At 72.4% G+C, this 25465-nt stretch carries 17 protein-coding genes and 1 pseudogene; 11 read left to right on the top strand and 7 right to left on the bottom strand.

The features are described from left to right. Positions 1 to 178: 178 nt before the first annotated feature. The 4 genes from OG329_RS08330 to OG329_RS08315 are packed head-to-tail and all read right to left on the bottom strand — an operon-like array spanning position 179 to position 4849. Positions 179 to 976, bottom strand: a complete 798-nt coding sequence (locus tag OG329_RS08330; protein ID WP_331764353.1) for a helix-turn-helix transcriptional regulator — start codon at positions 974 to 976, stop codon at positions 179 to 181. Then, the gene (locus OG329_RS08325) at positions 973 to 2508 is read right to left on the bottom strand and encodes a hypothetical protein (protein WP_331764352.1); all 1536 of its coding nucleotides are present in this window, start codon (positions 2506 to 2508) and stop codon (positions 973 to 975) included. Before OG329_RS08325 ends, OG329_RS08330 begins: the two co-directional genes overlap by 4 nt. Then, positions 2505 to 3269, bottom strand: coding sequence for an ATP-binding protein (locus OG329_RS08320; protein ID WP_331764351.1), 765 nt, complete (start codon positions 3267 to 3269; stop codon positions 2505 to 2507). The genes OG329_RS08325 and OG329_RS08320 overlap by 4 nt, the downstream gene beginning before the upstream one ends. Then, on the bottom strand, positions 3269 to 4849 hold the full coding sequence (locus tag OG329_RS08315) for a Mu transposase C-terminal domain-containing protein (RefSeq protein ID WP_405793765.1): 1581 nt from the start codon (positions 4847 to 4849) through the stop codon (positions 3269 to 3271). Before OG329_RS08315 ends, OG329_RS08320 begins: the two co-directional genes overlap by 1 nt. Positions 4850 to 5137: 288 nt before the next feature. Between OG329_RS08315 and OG329_RS08310 the strand changes: the two genes are divergently transcribed. Then, positions 5138 to 5995 carry a recombinase family protein gene (locus OG329_RS08310; RefSeq protein ID WP_331764349.1) on the top strand — a complete coding sequence of 286 codons (858 nt, stop codon included), beginning with the start codon at positions 5138 to 5140 and terminating at the stop codon, positions 5993 to 5995. A gap of 43 nt (positions 5996 to 6038) precedes the next feature. After that, positions 6039 to 6239, top strand: coding sequence for a MerR family transcriptional regulator (locus OG329_RS08305; RefSeq protein ID WP_405801709.1), 201 nt, complete (start codon positions 6039 to 6041; stop codon positions 6237 to 6239). A gap of 106 nt (positions 6240 to 6345) precedes the next feature. On the opposite strand, the gene OG329_RS08300 is transcribed toward OG329_RS08305, so the two are convergent. Next, positions 6346 to 6645, bottom strand: coding sequence for a hypothetical protein (locus tag OG329_RS08300; protein ID WP_331764347.1), 300 nt, complete (start codon positions 6643 to 6645; stop codon positions 6346 to 6348). 480 nt (positions 6646 to 7125) lie between these two features. Between OG329_RS08300 and OG329_RS08295 the strand changes: the two are divergent. Continuing rightward, positions 7126 to 7380, top strand: a pseudogene (locus OG329_RS08295) (hydantoinase/oxoprolinase N-terminal domain-containing protein); the annotation flags it as partial. A 292-nt stretch (positions 7381 to 7672) separates the two neighbouring features. Here OG329_RS08295 and OG329_RS08290 read toward each other — a convergent pair. Beyond that, positions 7673 to 8203 carry a hypothetical protein gene (locus tag OG329_RS08290; protein WP_405793763.1) on the bottom strand — a complete coding sequence of 177 codons (531 nt, stop codon included), beginning with the start codon at positions 8201 to 8203 and terminating at the stop codon, positions 7673 to 7675. A 262-nt stretch (positions 8204 to 8465) separates the two neighbouring features. Between OG329_RS08290 and OG329_RS08285 the strand changes: the two genes are divergently transcribed. Both OG329_RS08285 and OG329_RS08280 read left to right on the top strand, forming a co-directional pair. Beyond that, positions 8466 to 11237, top strand: coding sequence for an AMP-binding protein (locus tag OG329_RS08285; RefSeq protein WP_405793761.1), 2772 nt, complete (start codon positions 8466 to 8468; stop codon positions 11235 to 11237). Positions 11238 to 11402: 165 nt separating this feature from the next. Next, entirely contained in the window at positions 11403 to 14456 is a 3054-nt protein-coding gene (locus OG329_RS08280) for an AfsR/SARP family transcriptional regulator (protein WP_405793759.1), read from the top strand. Between the two features lie 48 nt (positions 14457 to 14504). Here OG329_RS08280 and OG329_RS08275 read toward each other — a convergent pair whose 3' ends face one another. Beyond that, the gene (locus tag OG329_RS08275; RefSeq protein WP_405793757.1) at positions 14505 to 14723 is read right to left on the bottom strand and encodes a hypothetical protein; all 219 of its coding nucleotides are present in this window, start codon (positions 14721 to 14723) and stop codon (positions 14505 to 14507) included. 207 nt (positions 14724 to 14930) lie between these two features. On the opposite strand from OG329_RS08275, the gene OG329_RS08270 reads away from it, so the two are divergent. The 6 genes from OG329_RS08270 (at position 14931) to OG329_RS08245 (ending at position 25305) form a co-directional block, all read left to right on the top strand. Beyond that, on the top strand, positions 14931 to 16790 hold the full coding sequence (locus OG329_RS08270; RefSeq protein ID WP_405793755.1) for a BTAD domain-containing putative transcriptional regulator: 1860 nt from the start codon (positions 14931 to 14933) through the stop codon (positions 16788 to 16790). A gap of 84 nt (positions 16791 to 16874) precedes the next feature. Then, positions 16875 to 17807 (top strand): aromatic prenyltransferase, encoded by a 933-nt coding sequence (locus OG329_RS08265; protein ID WP_405793754.1) that lies wholly within the window; start codon positions 16875 to 16877, stop codon positions 17805 to 17807. Positions 17808 to 17924: 117 nt separating this feature from the next. Next, positions 17925 to 19739, top strand: coding sequence for an FAD-dependent monooxygenase (locus tag OG329_RS08260; RefSeq protein ID WP_405793752.1), 1815 nt, complete (start codon positions 17925 to 17927; stop codon positions 19737 to 19739). Positions 19740 to 19791: 52 nt separating this feature from the next. After that, on the top strand, positions 19792 to 21324 hold the full coding sequence (locus tag OG329_RS08255; protein WP_405793751.1) for an FAD-binding oxidoreductase: 1533 nt from the start codon (positions 19792 to 19794) through the stop codon (positions 21322 to 21324). A gap of 124 nt (positions 21325 to 21448) precedes the next feature. Beyond that, positions 21449 to 23068: a prenyltransferase/squalene oxidase repeat-containing protein gene (locus OG329_RS08250; protein ID WP_405793749.1), complete on the top strand. Its 1620-nt coding sequence runs from the start codon at positions 21449 to 21451 to the stop codon at positions 23066 to 23068. A 125-nt stretch (positions 23069 to 23193) separates the two neighbouring features. Next, on the top strand, positions 23194 to 25305 hold the full coding sequence (locus tag OG329_RS08245; protein WP_405793747.1) for an MMPL family transporter: 2112 nt from the start codon (positions 23194 to 23196) through the stop codon (positions 25303 to 25305). Positions 25306 to 25465 lie beyond the last annotated feature (160 nt).

The raw sequence follows: 25465 nt of genomic DNA, 5'->3' as shown, positions 1-25465 counted from the left end.
TATCGACACTGGTGACTATTTGGGTCGGTGTGCAGATGTTCCATTCTTCGGAGTGAAGTTGTGCTCCGTGTACAACAGGGCGCGCGATACGAAAGTCAGCCGGATGTGACTGTCGGACGACATGAGGATGTCAGTGGCTGGCGACACGAGATGTCAGTGGGCGACGACATGAGGTGTGTCAGTAGGTAGTCGTCTCGTCGGAGTCGAGGAGGCGCAGGCCGTACTGGACATCGGGGGCCAGGACGGCGGTGTCGCCCTCGGTCGGTACGAGGAGGCCGGAGTCGATGAGCCCCGCAATGGCGGTGGCCCACTCCGGGGTGTCCCTGTCGTACGGGGAGACGCTGCCCGCGTGGTGCGCGTGGAAGAGCACCGTGGCGTCGAGGTCGGTGAGGACGTCGCGGTCCGGGGGCCGGCGGGGGGTGCGCCAGGACCGGTCGTGGTCGGCGGGGTGGAGCCAGTCCATCTGCCGGTCGGTGAGGACGTCGTTGCGCGGGCTCAGGGTGAAGTGGTGGGGTGCCGCGCGGCGCAGGGCGTACGGTCCGCCGAGCTCGGGGTGGGCCCAGGCGTGGGCAAGGGCGTCGGCGGTGCGGTCGTAAGTCCAGCGCAGCGACTCGGCGAGGTAGTCCGCGGTGAGCGGGCGGCCAGCGTGGGCGAGCGCGTTGAGGACGGCGGCCGCGTCCGCGTCGGTGCCGGGGTCCTGGGGTGGGTGCTCGGTGTCGGTGTGGCGGGGCAACTGGTAGACGGCCTCGGCGTACGGGGTGAGGTCGGCGGGGTGCAGGTCCAGGCGGCGGGCGAGTTCGAGGACGACGTGCAGGGGCTGGTTGGGCAGCGCGTCCATGGTGATGGCGCCCTCGTGGACGCCGAGGAGGTCGGCGAGCTCCCACGCGGAGAGGCCCGCGTTGTGCAGGCGGCGGCGCAGTTCGTCGCCCCAGCCGCGGGGCTTGTAGCGCGGGGGCGGGTGGAAGCGGTCGGTCACCGGTCGGGGCCTTCGTCGGAGAGGATCACCACGTCCAGGCGGCGGGCTTCCATCCAGTCGGTCAGGGGCGCGGGCCCGGCGCCGATCCCGGCGACTTCGCACATGCCGCGGTGGAGCCAGAACGGGTTGACGCCGATCCGGCGGCAGGTCCGTCCGATGGTCTCGACCAGGGCGCGGTCCGAAGCGTCGAGGGTGGGGTTCTTGGGGTCGGCGAAGTAGCGGCGGCGGGTGCCGGAGCCGTCCGCGCGGCGGTGGGCGAGGTGGGCGGCGAGGAGTTCGGCGGCGTACGGGGGCAGGGGGGTCTTGCCGGTGGTGTGCGCGTAGCTGGGGCTCTCGTCCTGGTGGCGCCGGTCGATCTCGTGGGCCCAGTCGGCGCGCAGGTAGGCGGCGGCGTCCGGGAAGGCCGGCAGGTACAGGTAGTGGCCGTGCTCGTCGAGGTTGCGGCACAGCAGATGGGAGAACCGGTCGGGGGCGGCGGTCAGGTGCAGGGAGATGACGGTGACGGCGGCGGCGTGGGTGGAGACGGTGGCGCGCAGGGCGCGGCAGATGCCCGGGGTGAGCCAGGTCGTCAGCTGGTCGGCGGCGGCCGGTCCCAGCGCGCGGGACTGCCAGCGCAGCAGGACACCTTGGGCGAACAGGGATGCCTGGATCGCGCGGAGGCGGATGAGGGCGAGGCGTCCGCTGGCGGCGGGGCCGAGGCGTTCGTCGCGCAGGTAGGCGTTCAGGGCCCGCTTGAAGGCGTTGCCGGTGCGGCCTTCGGCGAGGTGGTTGCGGTGGCGGCGTACGAAGGCGTCGGTGGCCTGGGCTTCGGTGCGGTAGGCGAGGTGGAGCTGGTCGAAGGTGTCTCCGGCGAGCTGGCGGCGGCAGGCGGCGAGGAAGAGCGGGAAGTCGGCGGTGGGCAGCGCGGGCCAGTCGGCGTCGGGGTCGGCGTACTCGTCGGGGTTCAGCGGGTGGGACACGGCCGGGGCCGGCAGGGGCAGGACGCGTTCGAAGGTGTCGCCGCCCATGGCCCGGACCGGCCGGTGGGGTGCGCCGAAGGGGATGCGCCCGCGGGCGGCGCCCTTGCGTTCGGATCGGCCCAGGCTCTCGATGGCGTTGCACATGCGGGCCGGGTCGCCGCCGCCGGACCAGATCAGCCACAGGTCGGCGTCGGCCTGGTCGGCGAGTTCGGCGAGCTGGAGGGCCTCGCGGTGGGTGAGCCGGTGGGCGCGCTCGATGAGGATGTCGGTGACGCGGGCAGCAGTGATCCACGCGGTGGCGGCCTTCCACGCGTCGGCGATGCTCAGGCGGCAGGTGCGTACGGCGGCCGGGTTCTTGCCCGCTCCGGCCAGGACGTCCCACACCAGGTCATTGGCGGAGCGCACCGGGTTGGGGCGGACCACGATCCGCTCCGCGGCCTCCAGTGCGGCAAGGCGCCGGGAAAGGTTCGGGTCGTCGTTGGAGTCGATGACGACGTACACCGTGCGGTGGGGTTCGGACGGCCGTGCGGCGGGGTCGTCGATCACCTCGCCGGTGGGCAGGACGCCGGTCACTGGAGGCCGCCGCCAAGGAGGGCGTAGGCGTTGTGGACGGTGGTGTCGTCGACGGTGCTGAGGCCCTGCTCCTCGCACAGGGCGGCGGCGGTGTGGGTGAAGACCGCCCAGTCGCGCATGGTGCCGTGACCGTACGAGCTGTCGACCTCCAGGAGGAGATCGTCGCGGGCTTCGGCGTAGATGGGGTGGTAGCGGCGCATCAGGGCGGGGACCTTGACGGGTTCGAGCGGGGAGAAGGGCAGGCGGCGGAAGACCCGGGAGCGGAGCATCGGCTCCTTGGACAGGACTTCCCAGCAGCCGTCGCCGCCGACGTAGAGCAGGGCGAAGCGGGTCCGGGGGTGATCGTGGAGGTGGCGCAGCAGCTCGATGCAGTCGCCGGTCAGGCGCTGGGCTTCGTCGACGACGACCAGGCGCATCGGGGTGGCGAGCAGGCCGACGAGTTTGGTGGTGAGGTCGAAGCGGTTGCGGGAGGAGGGGTTCTCGGTGCCGGTGAGTTCGCGCAGCAGATGGTCGGCGATCATCCGCATGGTGGGGCGGGCGGGGAAGGTCATCACGGACACTCGCGGGCGGGACACCGCATCGAGCAGGTCGAGGGCTTCCAGGGCGGCCTCGACGGCGAAGGTCTTGCCGGTGCCGGCCGGGCCGTGGACGACGCCGGTGGCGGCGTTGGCGACGAGATCGCGGACGATACGGGCGGTCATCTGGAAGTGTCCGGTGGGCAGGGCCGCGGCCCCGGTCAGGTCGACGAAGTGGCGCGGCATCAGCTCTCCGGGTCGGCAGTGGGGTCGGTCAGTCCGAGCAGGCTCGTGCTGGCCCTGGCGGCAAGCGCCTGGTCGCGTTCGCGCTGCGTGCGGGTACGGCCGTCGCCTTCGGGCACCAGCCGGGACTCGGCGGGCGGGGTGCCGTCGCCGGTCATCGGCGCAAGGGTGCGGCGGGCCTGGCGGGAGGCGCGGCGGCGCTCCTGGCCGAGGCGTTTGGCCTCGGCGGCCGCGTGGATGCGGAAGGCGTCGGTCTGCTCGGCGGTGAGCTGCCCGGTGGGGTGTGCGGTGCACAGGTGCTTGCCCGCGAGGTAGACCTCGATCTGCCGGTCGTCGTGCGGCATGTAGCGGATCTGGACGACCTGTCCGCCGCGGCCCTGGAGCTCGGGGGCGACGTAGGACAGGGAGTTGAAGCTGATCCCGTCCTTGCGGATCGTGCGCTCGGCGTCGGCGAGCATGAGGTGGCGCAGCTCGTCGGCGGGGATACGCCGCAGGGGTGCGGGATCGTCCGTCCATGCCTGGAGGGGGGTGCGGCCGCCGAGCATCCGGTGCGGGCGCTGGGTGTTGTACCAGCGGGCCCAGGCGGCGAAGCGGTCGACGAACCGCTCGATGCGCATCGGCCCGCCCGCTTGGCCTTCGGCTGCCTGCTTGGCGGCCACCGAGTCCTTCACCGGCCCGTACAGCTTGCCGCCGGCGTCGCGCGGCCCGCCGGTGAAGCCGGGGAGCTGGGAGATCAGCGTCTGCTCGATCGTGAGGTTCAGCCGCTCCACCTTGCCCTTGCGGTGCGGGGTGAAGGCGGGCAGGCGGTGCATGACGACGGCCAGGGTGCCGAGTGCGGCCTCGACGGCGTCGGCGGCGAACTCCAGGCCGCGGTCGATGCGTACGCGCTCGGGCACCGCGCCGAACGGCGAGACGTCTGGCTCGTGGAGCATCGCCATCCGCATCGCGGTGAACACCGTCCCCGAGGTCGGGGTCAGGGCGATGGACCAGCCGAGCAGGGCGCGGGTGCCGTCGTCGACGACGGTCGTCATCCACGGGCAGAGTGCTTTGCCCTTCGGCGGCAGGACCAGCAGCGGGATCTGCTTGTGGTCCATCTCCCAGCACCGGCCGCGCAGCGCGTCGGGTCGTTGCAGGTATACCGAGGCCGCGCGCCGGCCGGACTCTCCGCTCTGCCACGCCGCCCGTTCGGCCGGGGTCAGCTCCTCGGCGAACGCCCGCTGCAAAGTCCGCAGCGTCACCGGCCGTGCCCTGGCCCATCCTTCGGCGAGGAAGCCGGGCACCGGCGCACCGGCCGTGGTGCCGTCCCCGGCGACCACGGCGTGCCGGGCGCGGTGCAGGGCTGCGATGTTGCCCCGGTAGAAGGCGAACGCTTCACGGTCGGTCTCGCTGAGGAGGTAGTGCGGCCGCGGCTGCCGGACGGGGCGGGCGGCTGGCGGGGACAGCCACCGCCACACGGTGCGCTCGCTCACCCCAGTGCTCTGCGCGACGGTCCGTACGTGTCCGGCCGTCAGCACGCCGTCGGCGCGCAGCTCCTCAAGCCGGGACACCGCCGCCCGCCGAACCTCCGCCGCGATCTTCGCCACGTCCCGAAGTGTCAGTGGCATGTCGCCGCCGCGACACCCCACTGACATGAGTGCCGCTCGAACTGGCGAACCGGACCCGGAACGGCTGCGTCCCGCCCCCTCCAACTGCTAGAGCAGGGCACGTGTCCCGCCGTCCCGGAAACGACCGATTCCGGGACGGTCACCCGCCGGGGCAGCCAGGGCGCGGGAGGCGTCCCGAAAGGCGTCCCGAAACCGACGGGCGCCACGGAGAAGCGGGACGGGTATTCGGGACACGCCGCTTCGGGCGGCCAAGCGGGAAGGGAACGCGTGAACGCCGAGCTGGACGAGATCGCCCGCGCGGAGCTGATCGAGCGTGAACCGTGCCCGCGGTGCGGGGCGCCGCCCGGGTCGGTGTGCCGGGCGAACTCCGGCGTCGTCGCCGTCGATTACCACACAGGCCGCTACGGCAAGATCCCCGCGCTCAAGTCCGGGCCCGCGATCCGTATCCCCGCCGCACGCGGCCCCGGCCGCACCTGGCAGCCCGGCCCCGAACCCGCTCTCGACCCCGCACTCCTCGCGCGGGTCGGCGACCGCATCGGGTACGCCCGGGTCTCCAGCAAGGGCCAGGACCTCGCCGGACAGGTCCGCCTCCTGAAGAAGGCCGGCTGCGTACGCATCTACGTCGAGAAGATCGGCACCCGGGAGAAGATCCGCCCCGAGTACAACGCGGCGCTCGCCGACCTGCGCCCGGCCGACACCCTGACCGTCACCATGCTCGACCGGCTCGGCCGCAACATGATCGAGCTCATCACCTCCGCACAGGACCTCGCCGAACGCGACCACCGCCTGGAGATCCTCGGCGGCCCGCTCGCCGGGATGTACGACCCGCAGGGCGCGGGCAAGGTCCTGTTCGTGGTGTTCGCCGCGATGGCGGAGGTCGAGCGGGAGTTCATCCACGAGCGGACCCTGGTCGGCCTGGACACCGCCGCGGCGAACGGCAACCACGGCGGGCGCCCGCCCGCCATCGACGGTGACCAGCTCGCCGTCGCCCTCCGGCGCCGTGATGCGAAGGAACCCGTCACCTCGATCGCCCGGCACCTCGGCGTCGGCCGCTCCACCCTCTACCGCACCCTGGCCGCGTACGACGAAGCCGCAACAACCACGGCCGCCCCTCGGACGACTTGACCTTCGAGCCAGGTGGAAGGTTCACCGCCGGGGTGTGAGCACGATGCGGATCTCCCAGTTCGCCGAACGCTGCGGCGTCCCGGCCACCACCCTGTGCTTCTGCGAGGGTGCCGGGCTGCTGCTGGCCGACCGCACCCCCTCCGGATACCGCACGTTCGGCGAGGAGGCTGTCGAGCGCCTCGCGTTCATCGGCGCGGCCAAGCACCTCGGACTGCCCCTGGAGGAGATCGGCGAACTCCTCTAAGGAACGAGAGGAGACGCGAGCGAGAACCGCAGCGGCAACCCGGGCTGAGCCTGGATCCCCGCTGCGTCGCTCCCCTTGGCCGAACGGGGGCCTGGTCCGGTGCCCTTTAGAACGTTTGGCAGGACACCTCGAACGGGATCTTGACTGTCCCGTAAGCGCACACGGTCTTTGCCCCGGCCCCGTCGGCGAGCACGAAAGCACCCCCCACAGAGCCATTGGTGACCGTGGCGTCCTCGGACGCGCGGCAGCTCCCGCTCCCGCGGTAGGCATTACCGCCTGCCGACTCCACCTTGTTGCAGGTGTAGGTGGGATACAGGCCGGCCTGAGCATAAGCGGCCGCTGGGCTCAGGGTCAGCGTCGCGGCGACCAGTGCGCCGCCGAGAGCTGCGGTGATGACGCGCCTCATGTGATCAACTTCCTTTGACAGATAAGGGAACGTTGTACGGTCACCTATCTATCCAGAATCACGTTCCGTAATCAAGTAATCACCACTGGCTACCAGCCGCCTTCGGTGGCTGCCTACCGCCGACACCGAGCGCGGCAGCCGAAAACTGGGTCAGGCCGCCGAAGGCGCACCCGGGAGCCCGCCGCGAGAACCTGACGGGTGCGTTTCGCACTGACGCCCGCCATGTCGCCAGCCACTGACACTCTCGTGTCGCCCGACAGTGACTCCGGTGAGCTACCTAGAGGTTCCGTGCTATATGCGGATATAAGGCGTCGCCGACGTGGTCAGAGGCTGGAGGACTTCGGTGGCGACGTCGCGGGCGGGCCCGTACGCGTACCAGGCGAGGCGCATACGGTGCAGGCTGATGGGGTCGGTTCTCTCGACCGCCGCCGGTCGGGGCCCACGAACTGAAAGGGCTCGCCGCCGAGCGATGTCGGGGGAACCAACACTGACGCGGTACTGCTCGACGGGCGTACGGTCGTAGCCTCGGCCAAGGCACCCACCACATCGGATGTGACGACAGGAATCGTCTCCAGCGTCCGGCGGGCCGCCGAGGGGCTGACCCAGCGGCGCGATCTCGCGCCGGTCGCGACCGTACGGCTTTCGACACCGCCGCAGTCGCTGGTACCGATGGTGGACCGGCCGTCGGATCTCCGGGATTCGATCGGCGGGCACACCTTCATCTGCCACGCGTAGGTGATCGTGTCGCCTTCCCACACGACCACGCCGTTCCGAACCGGCTCGCCACTGCCTGGAATGAGTACGTCCGCTTCGATTCGTTCCATGAGGTTCCTTATGGTGATCCGATCCGTCCTTCCGGATCACGCTAAGTGACGCCCGGCGCGGCGTCATTGGGCTCTGTGCCCATGCGGAACGACCGCGCGGTGCGTATCCGGCACTCACTGGCCATGACGCACCGCGTCCCCCGGGAGTGGGGGCTCCCGGGGGACACGGCGGGTATGCGGCCGGTACGTCGACTACCGGCGCACTACCAGGTGAAGGCCGCCGACTGGGTCGTGGTGGCCGTGCAGTACGAGGTGAAGCTGCCGCCCGCGTCGTTCACGGTGAACTTCAGGGACCAGTTCGACTCGCTCGGCGCCCCCGCGAGGACCACCGAGTCGGTGGTGTCACCGGTGGCCAGGGAGCCGGCCGCGAGCGGGAGCGGACCGAACGCCATCGGGTCGCCGGTGTTCGCGGCCGGGTGCACGGTGCCGGCGAACTGCACCTCGCTCGTCGCGCCACCGGACGTCTTGTTCAGCTTGAGCGTCGTGGTGACGGTGTTGGCGTCGTACGGGAACTGCGCGGGGATGTCCGTGGAGGCGATCCGCACCGTCTTGCCGCCGGAGTCGGCCGCGGTGAGTGTGATGACGCCGCCGCCCGCGGGGCCGCAGTCGTACGAGGCGGTCGCCGTCCCCGGGGCGACGGCGAACGCCGAGCCGGCCAGGGCCAGGGACGCCGCGAGCGCGCCGGAGGCGGCGATCGCGGTCAGTGCGGATCGTCGCGTCGAGAAGCCATTCATGGGGGTGTGCTCCTTCTATGCAGATGCCGTGTCGCTGACAGAACTGAACTGCGTGCGGGTACCGGGCCCGGCGCCACGACCGCAGTACAACCCGTGATCCTCTTCTGGTGGTTGGCGATCTCTTGGCTGCCACTCGATGAACCGCCGCGCCCGTCCGGGCACGGGGCCGCGGCGCTCGTATAGGTCCGGTATGGCACGCCCCGGCAGAGTGGACTCGACTCTTCCGACCCAGGGAAAGCCCATGGACCCGACTGGAGCAGCCTTGTCCGAACCACAGCCCGTCGTCCCTGCCGTGGTCCCCGCCGTCGTCCCCGCACAGTGGCGCGTCGTGCTCAACGGCGGGGGGGAGTACTCGATCTGGCGGACCGACCGTGAACTGCCCGCCGGCTGGCGTGCGGAGGGGACCAGCGGGGCGCGCGAGCGGTGTCTGGCCCGGATCCAGGAGGTGTGGGCCGATCCGCGTCCGGCGGGCCCGCGCCGTTCTGCGGCGCGGGGGCCGGGCGCGGCGGACGACAGCGTCGCGGACGTCGTCGGGCGGCAGGCGCGCCGGGTGCCGGGGGCGGTGGCCGTGCGGGGTGAGGGGTTCGCGCTGTCCTTCGGGGCGCTCGACGCGGTGTCGAACCGCTGGGCGCGGTATCTGCGGTCGCTGGGTGTGGGGCGCGGCGCGCTGGTGGGGGTGCTCCTCGGGCGGGGTGCCGAGCTGCACGCGGTGACCCTGGGCGTGTGGAAGGCGGGGGCCGGGTGTGTGCCGCTGGACCCGGACTTCCCGGCGGCCCGGCTGACCGCGCTGCTCGCCGACACGGGGGCCCGGCTGCTGGTCACGGAAGTGGCGTACGGGCCGGACGGATTCGGGGGACAGATCCGGTACGTGGACGATCCCGAGGTGCGCGGCGCGCTCGCCCGGCACCGGGACGGGCCGCTCGCCGGGGCGCCGGATCCGCTGGACGCGGCGTATGTGACGCAGGTGCCGGGGGCGGCCGGGCGCCCGCCGGCCGTGGCGGTCACGCACCGCGGCCTGGCGCACCATATGGCCTGGGCGGCGCGGGAGTTGACCGGTGCGGACGGCGGCGGCACGGCGGTGTTCGCACCGGTCGCCGGCGAACTGGCGGTGACGGGCCTGTGGGCTCCGCTGTGGGCCGGACAGCGGGTGCTGCTCGCGCCGCGGGCGCTGGACCTGGCGGAGCTGGGCGGGTGGCTCACGGCGGCCGGCCCGTTCGCGTTCCTGACCCTGACGCCGGGTCATCTCGATTTGCTGGTGCGGCAGTTGGGCGACGCGGGGAGTGCGGCGACGGCCCTGACCTTCGTGATCGCCGGCGGGGCGCCGGGGCCCGCCGCGGCGCGGCTCGCCGGGCTGCTCGCCCCTGGCCGAGTGCGTACCGCGTACGGGACGGCCGAGATCTCGTACGGCACGTTCCTGACGCCCGTACAACCAGGCACGGACACGGACACGGACACGGACACGGACACGGACACGGAGTCGAGAGTGCTGGACACCTCCGTGGTGCCCGGCGGGGACACGGCGTTGCGGGTGCTCGACGGCGCCTGTCTGCCGGTCCCGGACGGTGCGGTGGGCGAGCTGTACGTGGCCGGTCCGGGCGTCGCGCGTGGCTACGTGGGGAGGGCCGCGCTGACCGCGCGGCGGTTCGTCCCCGATCCCTGCGGTCCGCCGGGAACGCGGATGCACCGCACCGGGCAGCTCGCGCGCCGGACGGCGGCGGGGGAGGTGCGGCTGGTGGGCCGTACCGACCGGGAGGTGTGGTCGCGCGGGCACCGGGCCGACCCGGCGGAGACCGAGGAGGCGCTGTACGACCACCCGAGCGTCGCCGAGGCCGTCGTCATCGGCGTCCAGGCCGCCCCGGGGGATGCCCGGCTGACCGCCTACGTGGTGCCGCGCCCCGGCGCGCAGGGCCTGGACGCGGTGGCGCTGGTGGCCCACTGCCGGCGGCGGCTGCCCGCACATCTGGTCCCCGCGAGCCTCACCCTCGTCGACGAGGTGCCGCGCGACGCCGACGGGCGGGTGGAGCGGTCGGCGCTCCCCGAGCCGCACCGGCGGGGCGCACGGGACAGCTCCGGCGGACGGGCCTCGCGGCGGCGCGCGCTGCTCGGCGGGTACGACCTCGCGGAACTGCTCGCGGCGCACCGGGTGCCGGGCGCCTGTGTCGCCGTCGTGGACGACGGCGGCCTGGTGGCGGTCGAGGCCGCGGGCAGCGACGGCGCGGGCAGGCCGATCACCCCGCGCACCGCCTTCCCGGTGGGGGAGTTGAGCCGGTACGTCGCGACTCTGGGCGCGCTGCGTCTGATGGACGAGGGGCTGCTGCCGCCGGACGCCGGGATCGCCCGCACCGGGGACACACCGCTCACCCTGGCCGATCTGCTGGACCGCCGCCGCGACGGCGCCGGTCCCGCGCCGGCGGCCGACGCCGGCGGTGAGGCGTTCGGCCCGCTGATGCGGCGCCTGGTGCTCGGCCCGCTCGGCCTGGACGACAGCGGCTTCGGCGGGCCCCCGCCCCGTACGAACGGCAGGAGCGGCGCCCCGCTGGCCGGCGTGGGCCACGACGCCACCGGTCGCGCGCTCGACGGCGACCAACGGGCCCTGGATCCGGCGGAGTTGTGGACCACCGCCGCCGATCTGGCCGAGGTGGCGCTGGAGATCCGGCGTTCCGTGCTCGGCGCCCCGCTCGCGTTGCTCGGCCGGGCCACCGCGGCCCGGATGCTCGCTCCCCGGGCCCGCGAACCCGGCACCGTCCGAACGGGCCGCGGCCCTGGCTCCGGCGGGCTCGGCGGCCCCGGCGGCCCCGGCAGCCGCGACGGCCGTGCCACGAGGGTCGATGTCGATGCCGTCGGCTCCGACATGGAGTTCGGTTACGAGGCGGCCCCGCCCGGCTACTACGCCGCCTCGATGCTCTGCCTGCGCGCGGGCCGCGGCCTCGTCGTGCTCGCCAACGGCCGGGCCGGGGACCGGGTGTGCGGGGAGATCGAGGCCCGGCTGAAAAGTCGTACACCGAATGGCGGACAAGCGTCGGCCCGCCGGTGACGGAACGTGGCGGCGCCCGGCAGATCCGCAGGAAGGCCATCAAGTTACCGTTGCGTAGCGTTAATTGGTACAGGATTGTGTTGTCAAGACCGGCTCCAGTCCACAGAATGTCCCCGCAGTGTCTCCGCGGGGGGTGGGGCGCGCGCAGTCTCGGGGGGAGGCGGTATGGCGCCCCATTTGTCGTTTCAGGTGCTGGGCCCGCTGAAGGTGAGTGTGGACGGCCGGCCGCTGCCGCTGCGCAGCGCGCGACAGCGCACGGTGCTGGCCGTGCTGCTGCTGACCCGGGGACGCGCGGTCTCCGTGGACGCGCTCGCGGACGCCGTCTGGCACAGCGGTCCGCCCGTCACCGCCCGCAACCAGATCGCCATCTGTGTCTCCGCGCTGCGCAAGACATTCCGTGACGAGGCGGGCGTCGACGGCCTCATCGAGACATCGCAGCCCGGCTATGTGCTGCACAGACAGGACCACTACGTCGATGTGGCCGAACTGTACGAGTCGGCCGCCGCCGCCCGCGCCGCCGCCGAGGCCGGGGACGCGAGCGAGGCAGCGGCCCGCTTCGAGGACGCCCTCGCGCTGTGGTCGGGGCCGGTGCTCGACGGCATGGACGGCAGTGCGCTGAGCGGCATGGTCGGGCGGATCTCCGAGCTGAGGATCGACCTGGCCGAGGAATACGCCGCCGTCCAGCTCCAGCAGGGCCGCTACCGCTCGGTGGTCGAGAGCTTAGGCCCGGTCGTCGCCGAGCATCCGCTGCGTGAGCACGCCCGCGCCGTCCTCATGCAGGCGTACCACCTGTCGGGCCGCCGCTCCGAAGCACTGGACTGCTACCGCGAAGGGCGCCGCATCCTCGTCGCGGAGCTGGGCGTCGAGCCCGGCGCCGAACTGCGTGAACTGCACCGCTCGGTGCTGGAGGGCGACGGACAGGCCCCGGTGCGGGCCGCCGCCGTGCCGGGCGCCGTCGTTCCCGACGCCGCGCCCTTACCCGTAGCCGTACTTGACGACGTGCCCCACCAACTCCCTTTGCCACCCGAGCCGTTCGTCGGCCGGAAGGACGAACTCGAGCTGCTGCGGCGGCTCGTGCCAACGGCGCCGGGGTACCCCGGCGGCACGACGGCCCGCATCGCGGCGGTCTGCGGCACCGCCGGGGTCGGCAAGAGCGCGCTCGCCCTGCACTGGGCCGACCGCGTCGCCGGGCGCTTCCCCGACGGCCAGCTCTATCTGGACCTCCAGGGCGCGCACGGGCACGGCGCGTCCGGCACCCCCGAGGCGGCCCTGGACCGGGCGCTGCGCGCGCTCGGTGTGCCCGGCACCTCGATCCCCGAGGGCCTTGAGGACCGGGCCGCGCTCTACCGCAGCACCCTCGACGGCAGACGGCTGCTCGTCGTCCTCGACAACGCCCGCTCCGTGGACCAGATCCGCCCGCTGCTGCCCGGCCGGGGCTGCGCGCGCGTCCTGGTCACCAGCCGGGACCCGCTGAACGCCCTCGCCGGGACGTCGGGGGTGGCCCGCGTGGAGCTGGGCGCCATGGACTCCGCAGAGTCCCTGGACCTGCTCGCCGCCACGATCGGTGAGCACCGGGTGAGCGCCGAACCGGTCGCGGCGCAGCGCCTGGTGGACCTGTGCGAGCGGCTTCCGCTGGCCCTGCGGGTCGTCGCCACCCGGCTGCTGTCCGACCACCGGTGGTCGCTGCGCCAGATGGCGGCGCGGATGGAGGACCGCCGCGAGCGTACGGGCGAGCGCACCGGCGTGCTCAGTCCGGGCGAGAGCGGGCTGCGCTCCGGCGTCTGGCTCGGCTACCGGGCGCTGTCGGTCGAAGCCGCCCGCCTCTACCGGCAGTTGAGCACGCTTCAGGTGCCCGACTTCCCGGCCTGGATCGGCGTCCCCGTCCTCGGCGTCACCCCGGGCGACTCGGCGGAACTGCTCCAACAGCTCGTCGGCGCCCAGCTCTTGGAGACCCGGCCCGCGCACGGCGGCGGGACCCGCTTCCGCTTCCAGGACGTGATGCGCCAGTTCGCCCGCGAGCGGTGCCTGGCGGAGGACAGCGCCGAGGAGCGCGAGCAGACCCTGGAGCGGGTCCTGACCGCCGTACTCTCCCTGGTGTGCGCGGCCCAGGAGCAGTTGTACGGCAAGGGTGAGTCCCCGCACGGGGAAGCGGCGCTCGCCGAGCCGGTCCCGGGCGAGACGGTGAGCGAACTCGTCGCCGACCCCATCGAGTGGTTCGAGGGCGAACGGGAAGCGCTCGAAGCCCTGGTGTCGCAGGCGGTACGCGACGGACAGGAGGCCCGCGCCTGGCTCCTCGTGGTGGGGGCGGTCCCCTTCTACGAGACCCGCAACTACCTGGAGGACTGGCGCCGTACCGCCGAGTGCGCCCTGGAAGGCGCCCGCCGCGCGGGCCACACCCGAGGGGCCGGCACCATGCTCCGCTCCCTGGGGACGCTCGCCATCTACCGGCGCCGCTACGGCGAGGCGCGGGAGCGGCTGCTCACCGCCCTGGCCCATCTGGAGCGGACCGACGACATCCAGGGCCGGGCCATCGCACGGCGCAACCTCGCGGTGTGCGCCCGCTTCCTCGGCGACCTCGACGAGGCGGCCCGCTACTGCCAGGAGTCCCTGGTGCTGTTCCGGCAGGCCGGGGACAACTCGGGCCTCTCCCACGCGCTGGGGCTGCTCGCCCAGATCGAGATCGAGCAGGGCAACCCCGAGCGCGGCGTGGAGCTGAGCAACCAGGCGATCGAGGTCAGTTACACGGCCGGGTCGCTGCGCAGCCGTACCCAGAACCTCTACCGGCTCGCCGAGGCGCTGCTCGGCGCGGGCCGGTCGGCGCAGGCGGAGCGGATCTGCCACGACGTGGTGGGCCTGACCCGTGGTCAGAGCGACCGGCTCGGTGAGGCGCACGGGCTGTGCGCGCTCGGCGAGGCGCAGTGGCGGCAGAACGAGCCGCACAAGGCCCGCGCCAGTCTGCTGCGGGCGCTGCGTCTCGCCGAGGAGGTGAGCGACCGGTTCCTACAGGCCCGGATCGTCACCCACCTCGCCTGTGCCGAGGCGATCAGCGGCGCCAGTGGCGCGGGCGAGCCGCTGGACTGGGCGCAGGAGGAGTTCCGTACGTTCAACGCGCCGATGTGGGTACGGCGCGCCGGCCGGCTGCGCGAGGTCCTGCGGTCGCACGACGCCGTCCGACCCATCGAGGGATCGGTCCTGGCCTGTCTGCTCGCCGACCGCTGACAGGCTTTCCGACAGCACCCCCGCGCCTCCCCGTGTCCCGCGTACGCGTCACGTCCAGGGCAGGTCGTCCTGTACGGCACCGCTCTGCGCCCTGATCACGGTCCACGGCAGATCGTCCTGCGTGTTCGGCCCGGCGCCCACGGCGAGAAGCAGCGGAAGAACCAGCAGCGCGGCGCCGGCGAGCGCGGTCGCGGCCCTGCGGGGCTTACGGGTGGTACCGGCCGTGCCGGTCGTACCGGTCGTAGGGGTCGTACGGGGCGTACGCATGAAGGATTCTCCTCATTGTTTCTGAAAAATGCTTGCAGAATACTTTGACGGACTTCCTGGAAGCATCCTAGGAGGAGCGCTCTTTTGAAGTGATTTCCCTGCTATTTCGCGTACTCGAAATCGATTCGATAACACGCGAAAAGTGTCCGCGGATAGGGTTCTGGAGACCAATTCGCAGTGGACTTCACGGGGGATGGAGATTGCGCTGTGCTGAACTCTGCTGGTGTGGCTCGCCGGCCCGCCGAAGGAGCCGCCGAGCCTACCGGTTCGGGTACGGACGCGTCGGGGGCGATCGAATTCCGGCTGCTGGGCCCGGTCTCCGCGACCCGGGCGGGCACGGTGGTCCCGCTGTCCGGGGCGAAGATCCACACCGTACTCGCGGTGCTGCTGCTCGCACGCGGCGCTCTGGTCGCCGACAGCCGGCTGAGCACCGCGCTGTGGGGAGACGCGCCGCCGCCCACCTCGAACTCGCAGATCTATACCTATGTCTCGCGGCTCAGAAAAGCGCTCGGAAATTACGTACGGATCTTCCGGAAAGGCCCCGGATATGTTCTCGACGCCCGGGAGGCCGAGGTCGACCTGTTCTCCTTCGAACGGCTCGACCGGCTCGGCCGCCAGGCCCTTGAGGAGAGCCGCCACGAGGAAGCGGGCAGACTCCTCGGTGGCGCGCTCGACTGCTGGAGCGGCCATGCCCTGGAGAACGTGACCGAGCACCTTCTCCAGTTCGAGCGGCCACGGCTGGAATTCCTGCGGGCGCAGGCGCTGGAGCGCCGGATCGAGGCGGACCTGTCGTTCGGCCGGCACCGCTCCCTGGTACCCGAACTCCTGTCCCTGGTGGCCCGCTTCCCCATGGACGAGAACCTGCGCGCCCACCTCATCACCGCACTGCACCGCTGCGACCGGCAGGCCGAGGCGGTCCAGGTCTACGGCGAGGGCCGTCGCATCCTCGACGAACAGCTCGGCGTGGCGCCCGGACAGCAGCTCAGCGGGGCCTATCTGCGGATGCTGCGCGGCGAGAGCGCCGACCCGCGGCGCCGGCCGCATGTGCTGCTGCCCGCGCGGGCCGCCGCGTTCACCGGGCGCACCGCCGAGGCGGCCCGGCTCAGATCGCTGCTGCTGCGCCGCTCCCCGGGCCCCGGCGCCCGGCTGCGGGCGGCGCTGGTGACGGGGATGCCCGGCAGCGGCAAGACGGCCCTGGCCACCGAAGTGGCCCACGGCTGCGCCGAGGCGTTCCCGGACGGTGTGGTGCACGCCGACCTCCAGGACGCCGACGGGGCCGCCCGCCCGCCCGCGGCCGTGCTCGCGGAGATCCTGGCCGCGCTGGGCGAGAGGGAGGACACCGCGCGGACCGCCCGGCACTCACTGAGCGCTCTGGTGAGCCGCTACCGGGTCCGGACCGCGGACGCCCGGCTGCTCGTCGTCCTGGACGACGCCTCCAGCGACGTACAACTGACCGGGCTGCTGCCCGTCGGCCCGGACAGCGCGCTACTCGTCACCAGCCGGGGGCGGCCGGCGTTCGTGTCCGCCGTCCACACCATGAGCCTGGGGCCGCTGGACGACGAGGACGCCGTGGCGCTGCTCGCCGAGAGCGCGGGCGCCGACCGTATCCGCGCCGAACCCGCCGCGGTCCGGGACCTGGTGCGCTACTGCGCCGGGCTGCCGCTCGCGCTGCGGATCGCGGGCGCCCGGCTGGCCGCCCGCCCGCACCGGACCGTCGCCCGGTTCGCCGCCCAACTCGCCGATCCGCGCACCCGGCTGGCCGCCCTGAGTTACGGCAACCTCAGCCTGACCCGCACCCTCGGCCGCGCCCTGACGCGGCTGACCCCGGCCACCGCGGCCGTGCTGCCCTGGCTCTCCTCGGTGGGTCCCGGTCCCTTCACCGCCCGACTGGCGGGCGAGTTGACCGGTCTGCCCGAGGCCGAGGCGGAGCGCGCCCTGGACGAACTCGTCGACGGCAGCCTGCTCTTCGCGGAGCCCGACCGCGCTTTCGGCGAGGACCGCTACCGCTTCCACCCGCTGGTCCTGCTGCACGCGGACGCGACTCCCCGACAGGAGCTGCCCCGGTGACGGTGCGTCAGGTCCGAGTCCCCATCCGAGCCCAGAGCCCAGAGCCCAAGTCCGAGCCCAAGTCCAAGAAGGATGGTGACCGCCATGAGTGAGGCCGCCCCGACCACTCGACAAGACGCGGTACAGGCCCTCTACTCGGCGATCGAGGAAGCGGCCCAACTGCTGGAGGTGGAGTACGCCCGCGACGACGTGCTGCGCATCCTGGATCTGTACGGAGGTGATCTCACCCAGGCCCTCGTCGCGTTCCGGGTCGCGACCGGCGCGCGCCGCGCGGGTGAGCTGGACTGCCGGTTCACGGTGCCGCGGGACGTGGACCCGTACCAACTCGCGCTGGAAAACGGTCTGTTGGAGAAGACGGACCACCCCGTGGCGCGACTGCTCGCGGATCTGAGCGAGAACTGCCCCGTCGAGGGCTACGGCATCGACTTCGGTGTCGTAGGAGGGTTCAAGAAGATCTGGGTGGTGCTGCCCCGTACCGCCCTCCAGGACGTCACGAAGCTCGCCGGCCTCCCGTCGATGCCGCCCAGCCTGGGCGCGAGCCTCGACTTCATCGCCCGGCACGGTCTGGGCGACACCGTGGGCCTGCTCGGTATCGACTACCGCAGCCGCACCGTCAACATCTACTTCGGCGAGCCGCCCGCCGGGGGCATCGCCCCCGAGTCCGTACGGGCCATGCTCCGCGAGGTCGACCAGGCCGAACCCAGCGAGCAGATGCTCCGGCTCGGCCGCGAGGCGTTCGGCGTCTACGTGACCCTCGACTGGGACTCCCCGGTCATCGCGCGGATCTCCCTCGCCGTGGCGACGACGGACCCGGCCTCCCTGCCCGTCGAACTCGACGACCGGATCGGGCTGTTCGTACGGCACGTCCAACGCGCCGACCCCAACACGAAGTTCGTCTATGCCGTCGCCTCCACGCCCGACGGTGAGTACTACAAGCTCCAGTCCTACTACCGGTGGGGTGCCACCGTGCCGGAGATCATGCAGCTCCCCGAAGGAGCCCTCGCGGACCCGGTGTGACCCCCGCGCCGCCCCCGCCGCCCCCGCGCCGCGCCTTTCTCCGCTCCTGATCTCCCGTCCCGCCCCGTCCCCTTGCCTCTCTGTCTCCTTTTCCCATCCTGTTCGGAAGGACGAACCTTGAGCACCATCGAAGTCCCGGTACTGATCGTGGGCGGCGGCGGCTCCGGCCTGGCCGCCTCCGTCTTCCTGTCCGGCCATGGCGTCGAACATCTGCTGGTGGAGCGCCGCGCGGAGACCTCGCGTCTGCCGAAGGCGCACTACATCAACCAGCGCACCATGGAGATCTTCCGTCAGTACGGCCTGGCGGACGACGTGGCCGAACCGGCGGCCACACCCGAGCAGTTCGGCAAGGTCCGCTGGCAGACCACGCTCACCGGCCAGGGCCCGCTGGACGGCCGCGTCATCCATGAGATGGACGGCTTCGGCGGTGGCGCGCTGCGCGAGGCGTACGAGGCGGCCGGCCCCGTACTGCCCGCCAAACTGCCGCAGTTGCGCCTCGAACCGGTGCTGCGCAAGCACGCCGAGGACCGCAACCCCGGACGTGTCCAGTTCGGCCATGAGCTGGTCTCGCTCACCGAGGACACCGAAGGCGGGGCCGGCCCGTCCGTCACCGCCGAGATCCGCTCCACCGAGACCGGCGAGACCACGACGGTCATCGCGCGCTATGTGATCGCGGCGGACGCCGGCCGCACGGTGGGCCCCGCCCTGGGCGTACGTATGGAGGGCCTGCCCGCCCTGTTCGACGCCACCACGGCGTACTTCTCCGCCGATCTGTCGCAGTGGTGGACCGAGGGCTCGATCATCACCTGGTTCCTCAACCCCCACCGTCCCCAACTGTCCAGCGCCCTCATCGAGATGGGCCCGACCTGGGGCAAGAACTGCGAGGAGTGGGGCCTGCACCTGCCGCTCGCCGGTATCGACCGCACCGACGAGGAGGCGGTCGTCGGCCGCATCCGCGAAGTGCTCGGTCTGCCCGACCTCGAACTGACCCTGCACGACGTGACCAGTTGGAGTGTGGAGGCGGTGCTCGCCGAGCGCTACCGCCACGGCGGGGCGTTCCTCGTCGGCGACGCGGCCCACCGCCAGCCGCCCGCGGTCGGCCTCGGCCTCAACAGCGGTATCCAGGACGCGCACAACCTCGCCTGGAAGCTCGCCGCGGTGCTCTCGGGCCGCGCCGACGACAGCCTGCTCGACACCTACGAGGCCGAACGCCGGCCGGTCGGCCAGTTCAATCTCGGCTGGGCGATGTCCGCCGCCTCGCACCACCAGGTGGTCATCGACGCCGCCCTCGGGCTCGGCCCGCACGTGCCGCCGGAGCGCCGTACGCCGGTGTTCTTCTCGTACTTCTCGCCGACCCCGGTCGGTGCCGCGCAGCGCGCCCGCGCGGCGGAGATCTTCGCCACCCACCGCGGCGAGTGCCAGGCCCTCGACGTGGAGACCGGCTTCGCCTACGAGCAGGGCGCGGTCGTCCCGGACGGCAGCCGGCCCCCGGCCCGCGCGCCGCTGGGCGACGAGTACCGGCCCACCACCCGGCCGGGGCATCTGCTGCCGCACGCCTGGATCGAGCGGGACGGCAAGCGCGTGTCCACCCACGACCTGGTCGGTTCCGCCACCGGCTTCGTGCTGATCACCGGGGCGGACGGGGCGGCGTGGGCCGAGGCCGCCCAACTGGTCGCCGAGAAGTTCTCCGTCCCGGTGACCACGGTCCACATCGGCGGCAACGACGGCGGCAACGACGGCAGGAGCGGCGGCGGTACGCGGTACACCGACGCGGACGGCGCCTGGCAGCGCCTGCGCGAGACGGACGCGGCGGGCGCCGTCCTGGTCCGGCCCGACCAGCACGTGGCCTGGCGCGCCACGGGCGCCGAGGCCGACCGGGCGGGAGCCCTGACCGAGGCGCTGTCCCTCGTCCTGGGGCACCGGGCCCCGTGACCCCCCGCACCACCACCCGCCCGAACTCCCTTACCTACACGGAAGAAGCACCATGATCAACAGAAGGTCCTTCCTCGCCGGCGCCGGCGGCGTCACGCTGGCCTCGACGGCACTGGCCACGACGGCGCTGTCCGGCGCCGCCCAGGCCAGGACCGGCGCCTCCGGCACCCGGTGGAGCCAGCTCGCCGACCGGCTCCAGGGACGTCTCGTACTCCCCTCGGACTCGGACTACCAGCGGGCCAAGCAGCTTTTCCAGGTCCAGTTCGACGCCACCAGCCCCAAGGCGGTCGCCTACTGCGCCTCCACCGCCGACGTCGCCTCCTGCGTCCGCTTCGCCGAGGCCAACGGCATACCCGTCGCCGCCCGCAGCGGTGGCCACAGCGCGGCCGGCTACTCCACCACCCCGGGCCTGGTCATCGATGTCTCCGGACTCAACTCCCTTCACCTCGGGGACGGTTCGGTACGGATGGGGCCCGGCGCGCAGCTCGTCGACATCGCGGACAAGCTCGCACCGGCCGGTGTCGGCATCTCCGCCGGATACTGCCCCACCGTCGCGGCCGGCGGCTTCTTCCAGGGCGGCGGCATGGGCCTGTTCACCCGCAGCATCGGCATCGCCTCCGACAAGGTGACGTCGGCGCAGGTGGTCCTCGCCGACGGGCGCACCGTCACCGCGTCCGCCGACCGCCACAGTGATCTGTTCTGGGCGCTGCGGGGCGGTGGCGGCGGCAACTTCGGGATCGTGACCTCCTACGACGTCACGCCCTCGCCGCTGACCGACGTGGCCGCCGTCAACCTCGTATGGACCTTCGACCAGTCCCTGGACATGCTGGACGGCTGGACCCGGTGGCTGCCCGACGCCCCGTGGACGATCGGCAGCGGTGTCAACGTCACGCTCACCGACGCCGGACCCGGCACCGTGCCGACCGCCTCGGTGTTCCTGGCCTCGGTGGACACCGGCCCGGCGTTCGACGCCGAGATCGCCCGGCTGACCTCGCTGGTCGGCCGTGCCCCGGTGTACCAGCAGCGGTTCAACGCCCCGTACAAGACCATCCTGATGCAGCTCTACCTGTGCTCCGAGCTGACGGTGCAGCAGTGCCACCGCACCGACACCTCTCCCGACGGGAAGATCCAGCGCCCGGGGTTCGGCGCCTGGCGCAGCCGGCTGTTCGAGCGGACGATGCCGCGCGAGGGCTGGGCCAAGGCGCTTGCGACCTTCGACTCGAAGCGCTTCCCCGGGCAGATGCGGCAGTTGCAGATCTCCGCCCTCGGCGGCCGGGCGAACACCGTGGCCCGCGACGCCACCGCCTATGTCCACCGCGACAGCCTCTTCTCGGTCAGCTACCTCACCTCGAACGCCGCCGCGCCGGTCCCGGACGAGGCCAAGGCCGCCGCGTGGGAGTACGTCGACGACGGCTTCGCGGTGATCGACCCGTACTCCAACGGCGAGACGTACCAGAACTTTATCGACCCGCGCCTGCCGGACTGGCGGCGGTCGTACTACGCCGAGAACTACGCCCGCCTCGCCCGGGTCAAGGAGAAGTACGACCCGCACCAGTTCTTCCGCTTCGCGCAGAGCGTCCGCTAGGCACCCGTCCGGCGGCGCCGCACCGCCCTGCCCCGCACGGGGTTCGCGCCCCGGCGGGGCGGGCGGCGATCTCATCACCCCAGTCCATCCCGCCGGTTCGGACCGGCCCAGACAGGAGCACTCCATGAAGATCGCGGACCGCACGCGCCCGGCCCCGCTGGCGCTGCCCGACGACGTTCGCCCGGACGACGTGCGCCGGGCCACGGCACGGCTGATCGCGTACATCAGCGACAGAACCGACGAGGACGGGGTGATACGAGAGCGGTGCGACAGCAGAGTGCTGGAGTCGGCGCTCGCCCTCTCGCTGATCACCCGCACCGGCGCCGGCGACTCCCCGGCCAGGGACCGTCTCCTGACCTATCTGCGCGGCCACCAGGACTCCCCGGACAAGCTCGAGAAGGTGCTCTCCTCGCTCGCCGTCGGGGCCGCCGCGGGCCGGGAGCCCGGCGGCGACAGCGCGCTCGTCGGCACCCTGGCCTCGGGCATCCTGGGCGCCGCGCCGGGTTTCATCTCCACCCGCCGCCGCCTCATGGTGTACGCGGTGCTCTCGGTGCTCGGCTGCCCGCTGCCCGCCGACGCCGAACTGCCGGGCGGCGGAAAGGTTCCCACCGACCCGCTGCACTCCTGGGCCGCCGTGCAGCAGGGGTCCATCACGCTGATCCTGGCCGGCGCCCTCGGCGTACGGAACCAAGCCACCGAGGCCGCCCTGGACACCCTGCTGGCCACCGACCCCGCCCACTCGGTGTGGGAGGGCTACGCGCTGATGCACCTGCTGGTGCTGCACGCGCTCGCCGGTACGCCCGGCCACGAGGAGACGGTGCGCGGCGGCCTGGCGACGCTGCTGCGCCATCAACGCGCCGACGGCGGCTTCCCGTTCGTCCTGGAGATGGACAACTGGTGCACGTCCACCGGCGGTCTCGCCCTGCACGCGGCGGGCGCCGACCCGGCGCTGCTGCGCCGTATGGCGGCGACGCTCGGCGCGCAGCGGGGCGGCGCCGCGGTGCGCTCGCTCTCCCGTGGCCGGACGCTGACCGGCGGCTGGTCCATGTCGCCGATCGTCGCGCAGAACGACGTCGACGACACCTCCTGTGCCCTGGAGTTCCTGCACGCGATCGACCCGGTCGCGCACGCCGAGACGGTACGGGGCGGGGTGGCCGCGCTGCTGGCCGTGCAGAACGCGGACGGCGGCTTCCCGACGTACGTCGAGGGCGCCTCCTCCGAACCGTGCATGACGGCCGCCGCGGTCTGCGCGCTCGGCCCGCACCCGGCCACCGCGCCCCGGCGCGAGACGGCCCTGGCGTTCCTCGCCGACAGCCAGCTCACCGACGGCGGCTTCGAGCCGGGCTGGAGCCGCAGCCGGCTGCACAGCCTGTTCCGGGTGCGGCTCGCCGCCACCACGGCGGGGCCGGACGATACGCGCACCGCCGCCATGGCCGCGCGGATCGAGCGTACGGTGCGTGAGACACAGAACGACGACGGCGGCTGGGGCATGCAGAGCGGCGACCCCAGCGACGACATCAGCACCGCCTACGGCCTGATCACGCTCTGCCACGCCGACGATCCGCGGCCCGTCGGCAGGGCCCTGACCTGGCTGATGGAGCGTCAGAAGGCCAACGGTGGCTACGGCGGCCCGCCCGACATGGTCGGCCCGCGCCCCTTCGCGTACCACTTTCCGCTGCTCACCGACATCCCGGTGCTGCTCGCCCTCGGGCACGTCCGCGCGCGGGTCCAGGGGGTCCGATGAGCTTGCTGAACGAACTCCCCGCCCACCTCGATCACTTCGACCACCTCCACCGGCCTACCTCAATTCCCGAACCACCGACCCCGTGAGAAACGCCCTGCACCCCCACGGAACACGGAGAGACAGACATGCTGCGAAAACTGGCCGCCCTGCCCAGCGGAAGGGTCGGCAAGTGGGTCGTCATCGCGATCTGGGCCGTCCTACTGGTCCCGGCGCTGATGCTGGCCGGGAAGCTCGGTGACGCGGAGGAGAACGACAACTCGGCCTGGCTGCCCGGCAACGCGGAGTCCACGGCGGTTGTCGAGCGCGCCCAGAAGCTGATGCCCGCCGACTCCGTGCCCGCGGTCGTGATCTACGACCGGGAGGGCGGGGTCACCGACGCCGACCTGGCCAAGGCGCGGGCGGACGCCAAGGCGTTCCAGAGCGTGAACAACGTCGTGGGCGAGCCTCAGGGACCCGTCAAGTCCGAGGACGGCGAGGCCATTCAGACCATCGTCCAGGTCCACAAGGACAAGACGGGCTGGGAAGGGCTCGGCAAGGTCGTCGACGCGATGGCCGAGGTCGGCAAGGAAGGCGCGGACGGTCTCGGCTTCCACGTCGCGGGACCGGCCGGCTACGGCGCCGACTCGATCAAGGCGTTCGGCGGCGGCGGCGCGCTGACCACCATCACCGCGCTCGTCGTGGTCGTGATCCTGCTGATCACCTACCGAAGCCCGGTGCTGCCCCTGTTGCCGCTGATCACCGTCGGCGTCGCCCTGATGGCGGCGGAGGCGCTGATCTATCTGCTGGCCAGGGACGCCGGACTCGTCATCAACAAACAGACCAGCTTCATCCTGGTCGTACTGATCTTCGGCGCCGCCACCGACTACGCGCTGCTCCTGATCTCCCGCTACCGGGAGGAGCTGGCGCGCCACGAGGACCGGCACGAGGCCATGGCGGAGGCCCTGTACCGCTCGGGCCCGGCGATCGTGGCCAGCGCGGCGACCGTCGCGGTCAGCCTGATGCTGCTCATGCTCGCCGTCCTGAACTCCACCGCGGGCATGGGCCCGGCCTGTGCCATCGGGGTCATCGTCGGCCTGCTGGCCATGATGACGCTGATGCCGGCACTGCTGGTCGCCTGCGGCCGGTGGATCTTCTGGCCGGTGAAGCCCGTGTACGGCGCCGAGGCGGAGCAGAAGGACAGCGTCTGGAGCCGGATCGGGACCATCATCTCCGGCCGGCCGAGGCTGGTGTGGATGGGCACCGTGCTGGTGCTCGCGGTGATGGCGCTCGGCACGCTCGGGCTCGACGCCTCGGGCCTGTCCAACAAGGACCAGTTCACCAACAAGCCGCAGATGGCGGTCGGTGAGGAGATCCGCGGCGAGCACTTCCCGCCAGGAGAGGGCGACCCCGTCTACGTCGTGGCCAAGTCCGGCGCGGCGGAAGAGGTCAAGGCGGCGCTGGCCGGGGTGGACGGATTCACCGGCGTCGCGGACCCGGTGATCAAGGGCGACGAGGCGGTCCTGCTCGCGCAGTTGGCGGACGAGCCCAGCAGCGAGGCGGCGATGAGCACCGTCGACCGGGCCAGGGACGCCGTCCACCGGATCGAGGGCGCGGACGCACAGGTCGGCGGCAGCACCGCGATCATGGTCGATACGGAGAACGCGGCGGCCCGCGACTCCAAGGTGATCATCCCGATCGTGCTGCTCGTGGTGCTGCTCATCCTGGGTGTGCTGCTGCGCGCGGTGGTCGCGCCACTGATCCTGATGGCGACGGTCCTGCTGTCGTTCGGCGCGGCCCTCGGTGTGAGCAGCCTGGTGTTCGAGCATGTCTTCGGCCTCGCCGGGGCCGACGCGTCGTTCCCGTTGCTGGCGTTCGTGTTCCTGGTCGCACTGGGCATCGACTACAACATCTTCCTGGTCACCCGGGTCCGCGAGGACACACTCCTGCACGGCACCCGGCGCGCCGCGCTGACCGGACTGACATCCACCGGCGGTGTGATCACCTCGGCCGGTGTGGTGCTGGCCGGCACCTTCGCGGCGATGGCGTCGCTGCCGCTCGTCTTCGCGGTCGAGCTGGGATTCGCGGTGGCGTTCGGCGTGCTCCTCGACACCATCGTGGTGCGCTCGGTGCTGGTCACCGCGCTCACCCTGGACGTGGGCCGCTGGATGTGGTGGCCCGGCAAGCTGTTCCGGCACCACGACGACACCGTGGCGCCGAAGGGCGAACCCGGCCAGGTGCCCGCGTACAGCGGCAGTTGAACCAGTCCTGCCACGGCCCCGGCACCGCCCCGCGAGGCGGCGCCGGCGGCAGAGGCGACCGCATGCACCGTCCGGGGCATGTCCGGACACATATTTTCGGGGCAGACCTATGAGTGCAGAGTCGATGGACAGGGGAATCCGCCGCAGCACCATGACCGCC

Source organism: Streptomyces sp. NBC_01506 (genome assembly GCF_045040295.1).
Taxonomy (GTDB): Bacteria; Actinomycetota; Actinomycetes; order Streptomycetales; family Streptomycetaceae; genus Streptomyces.
This window is presented reverse-complemented; position numbering and strand designations above follow the sequence as displayed.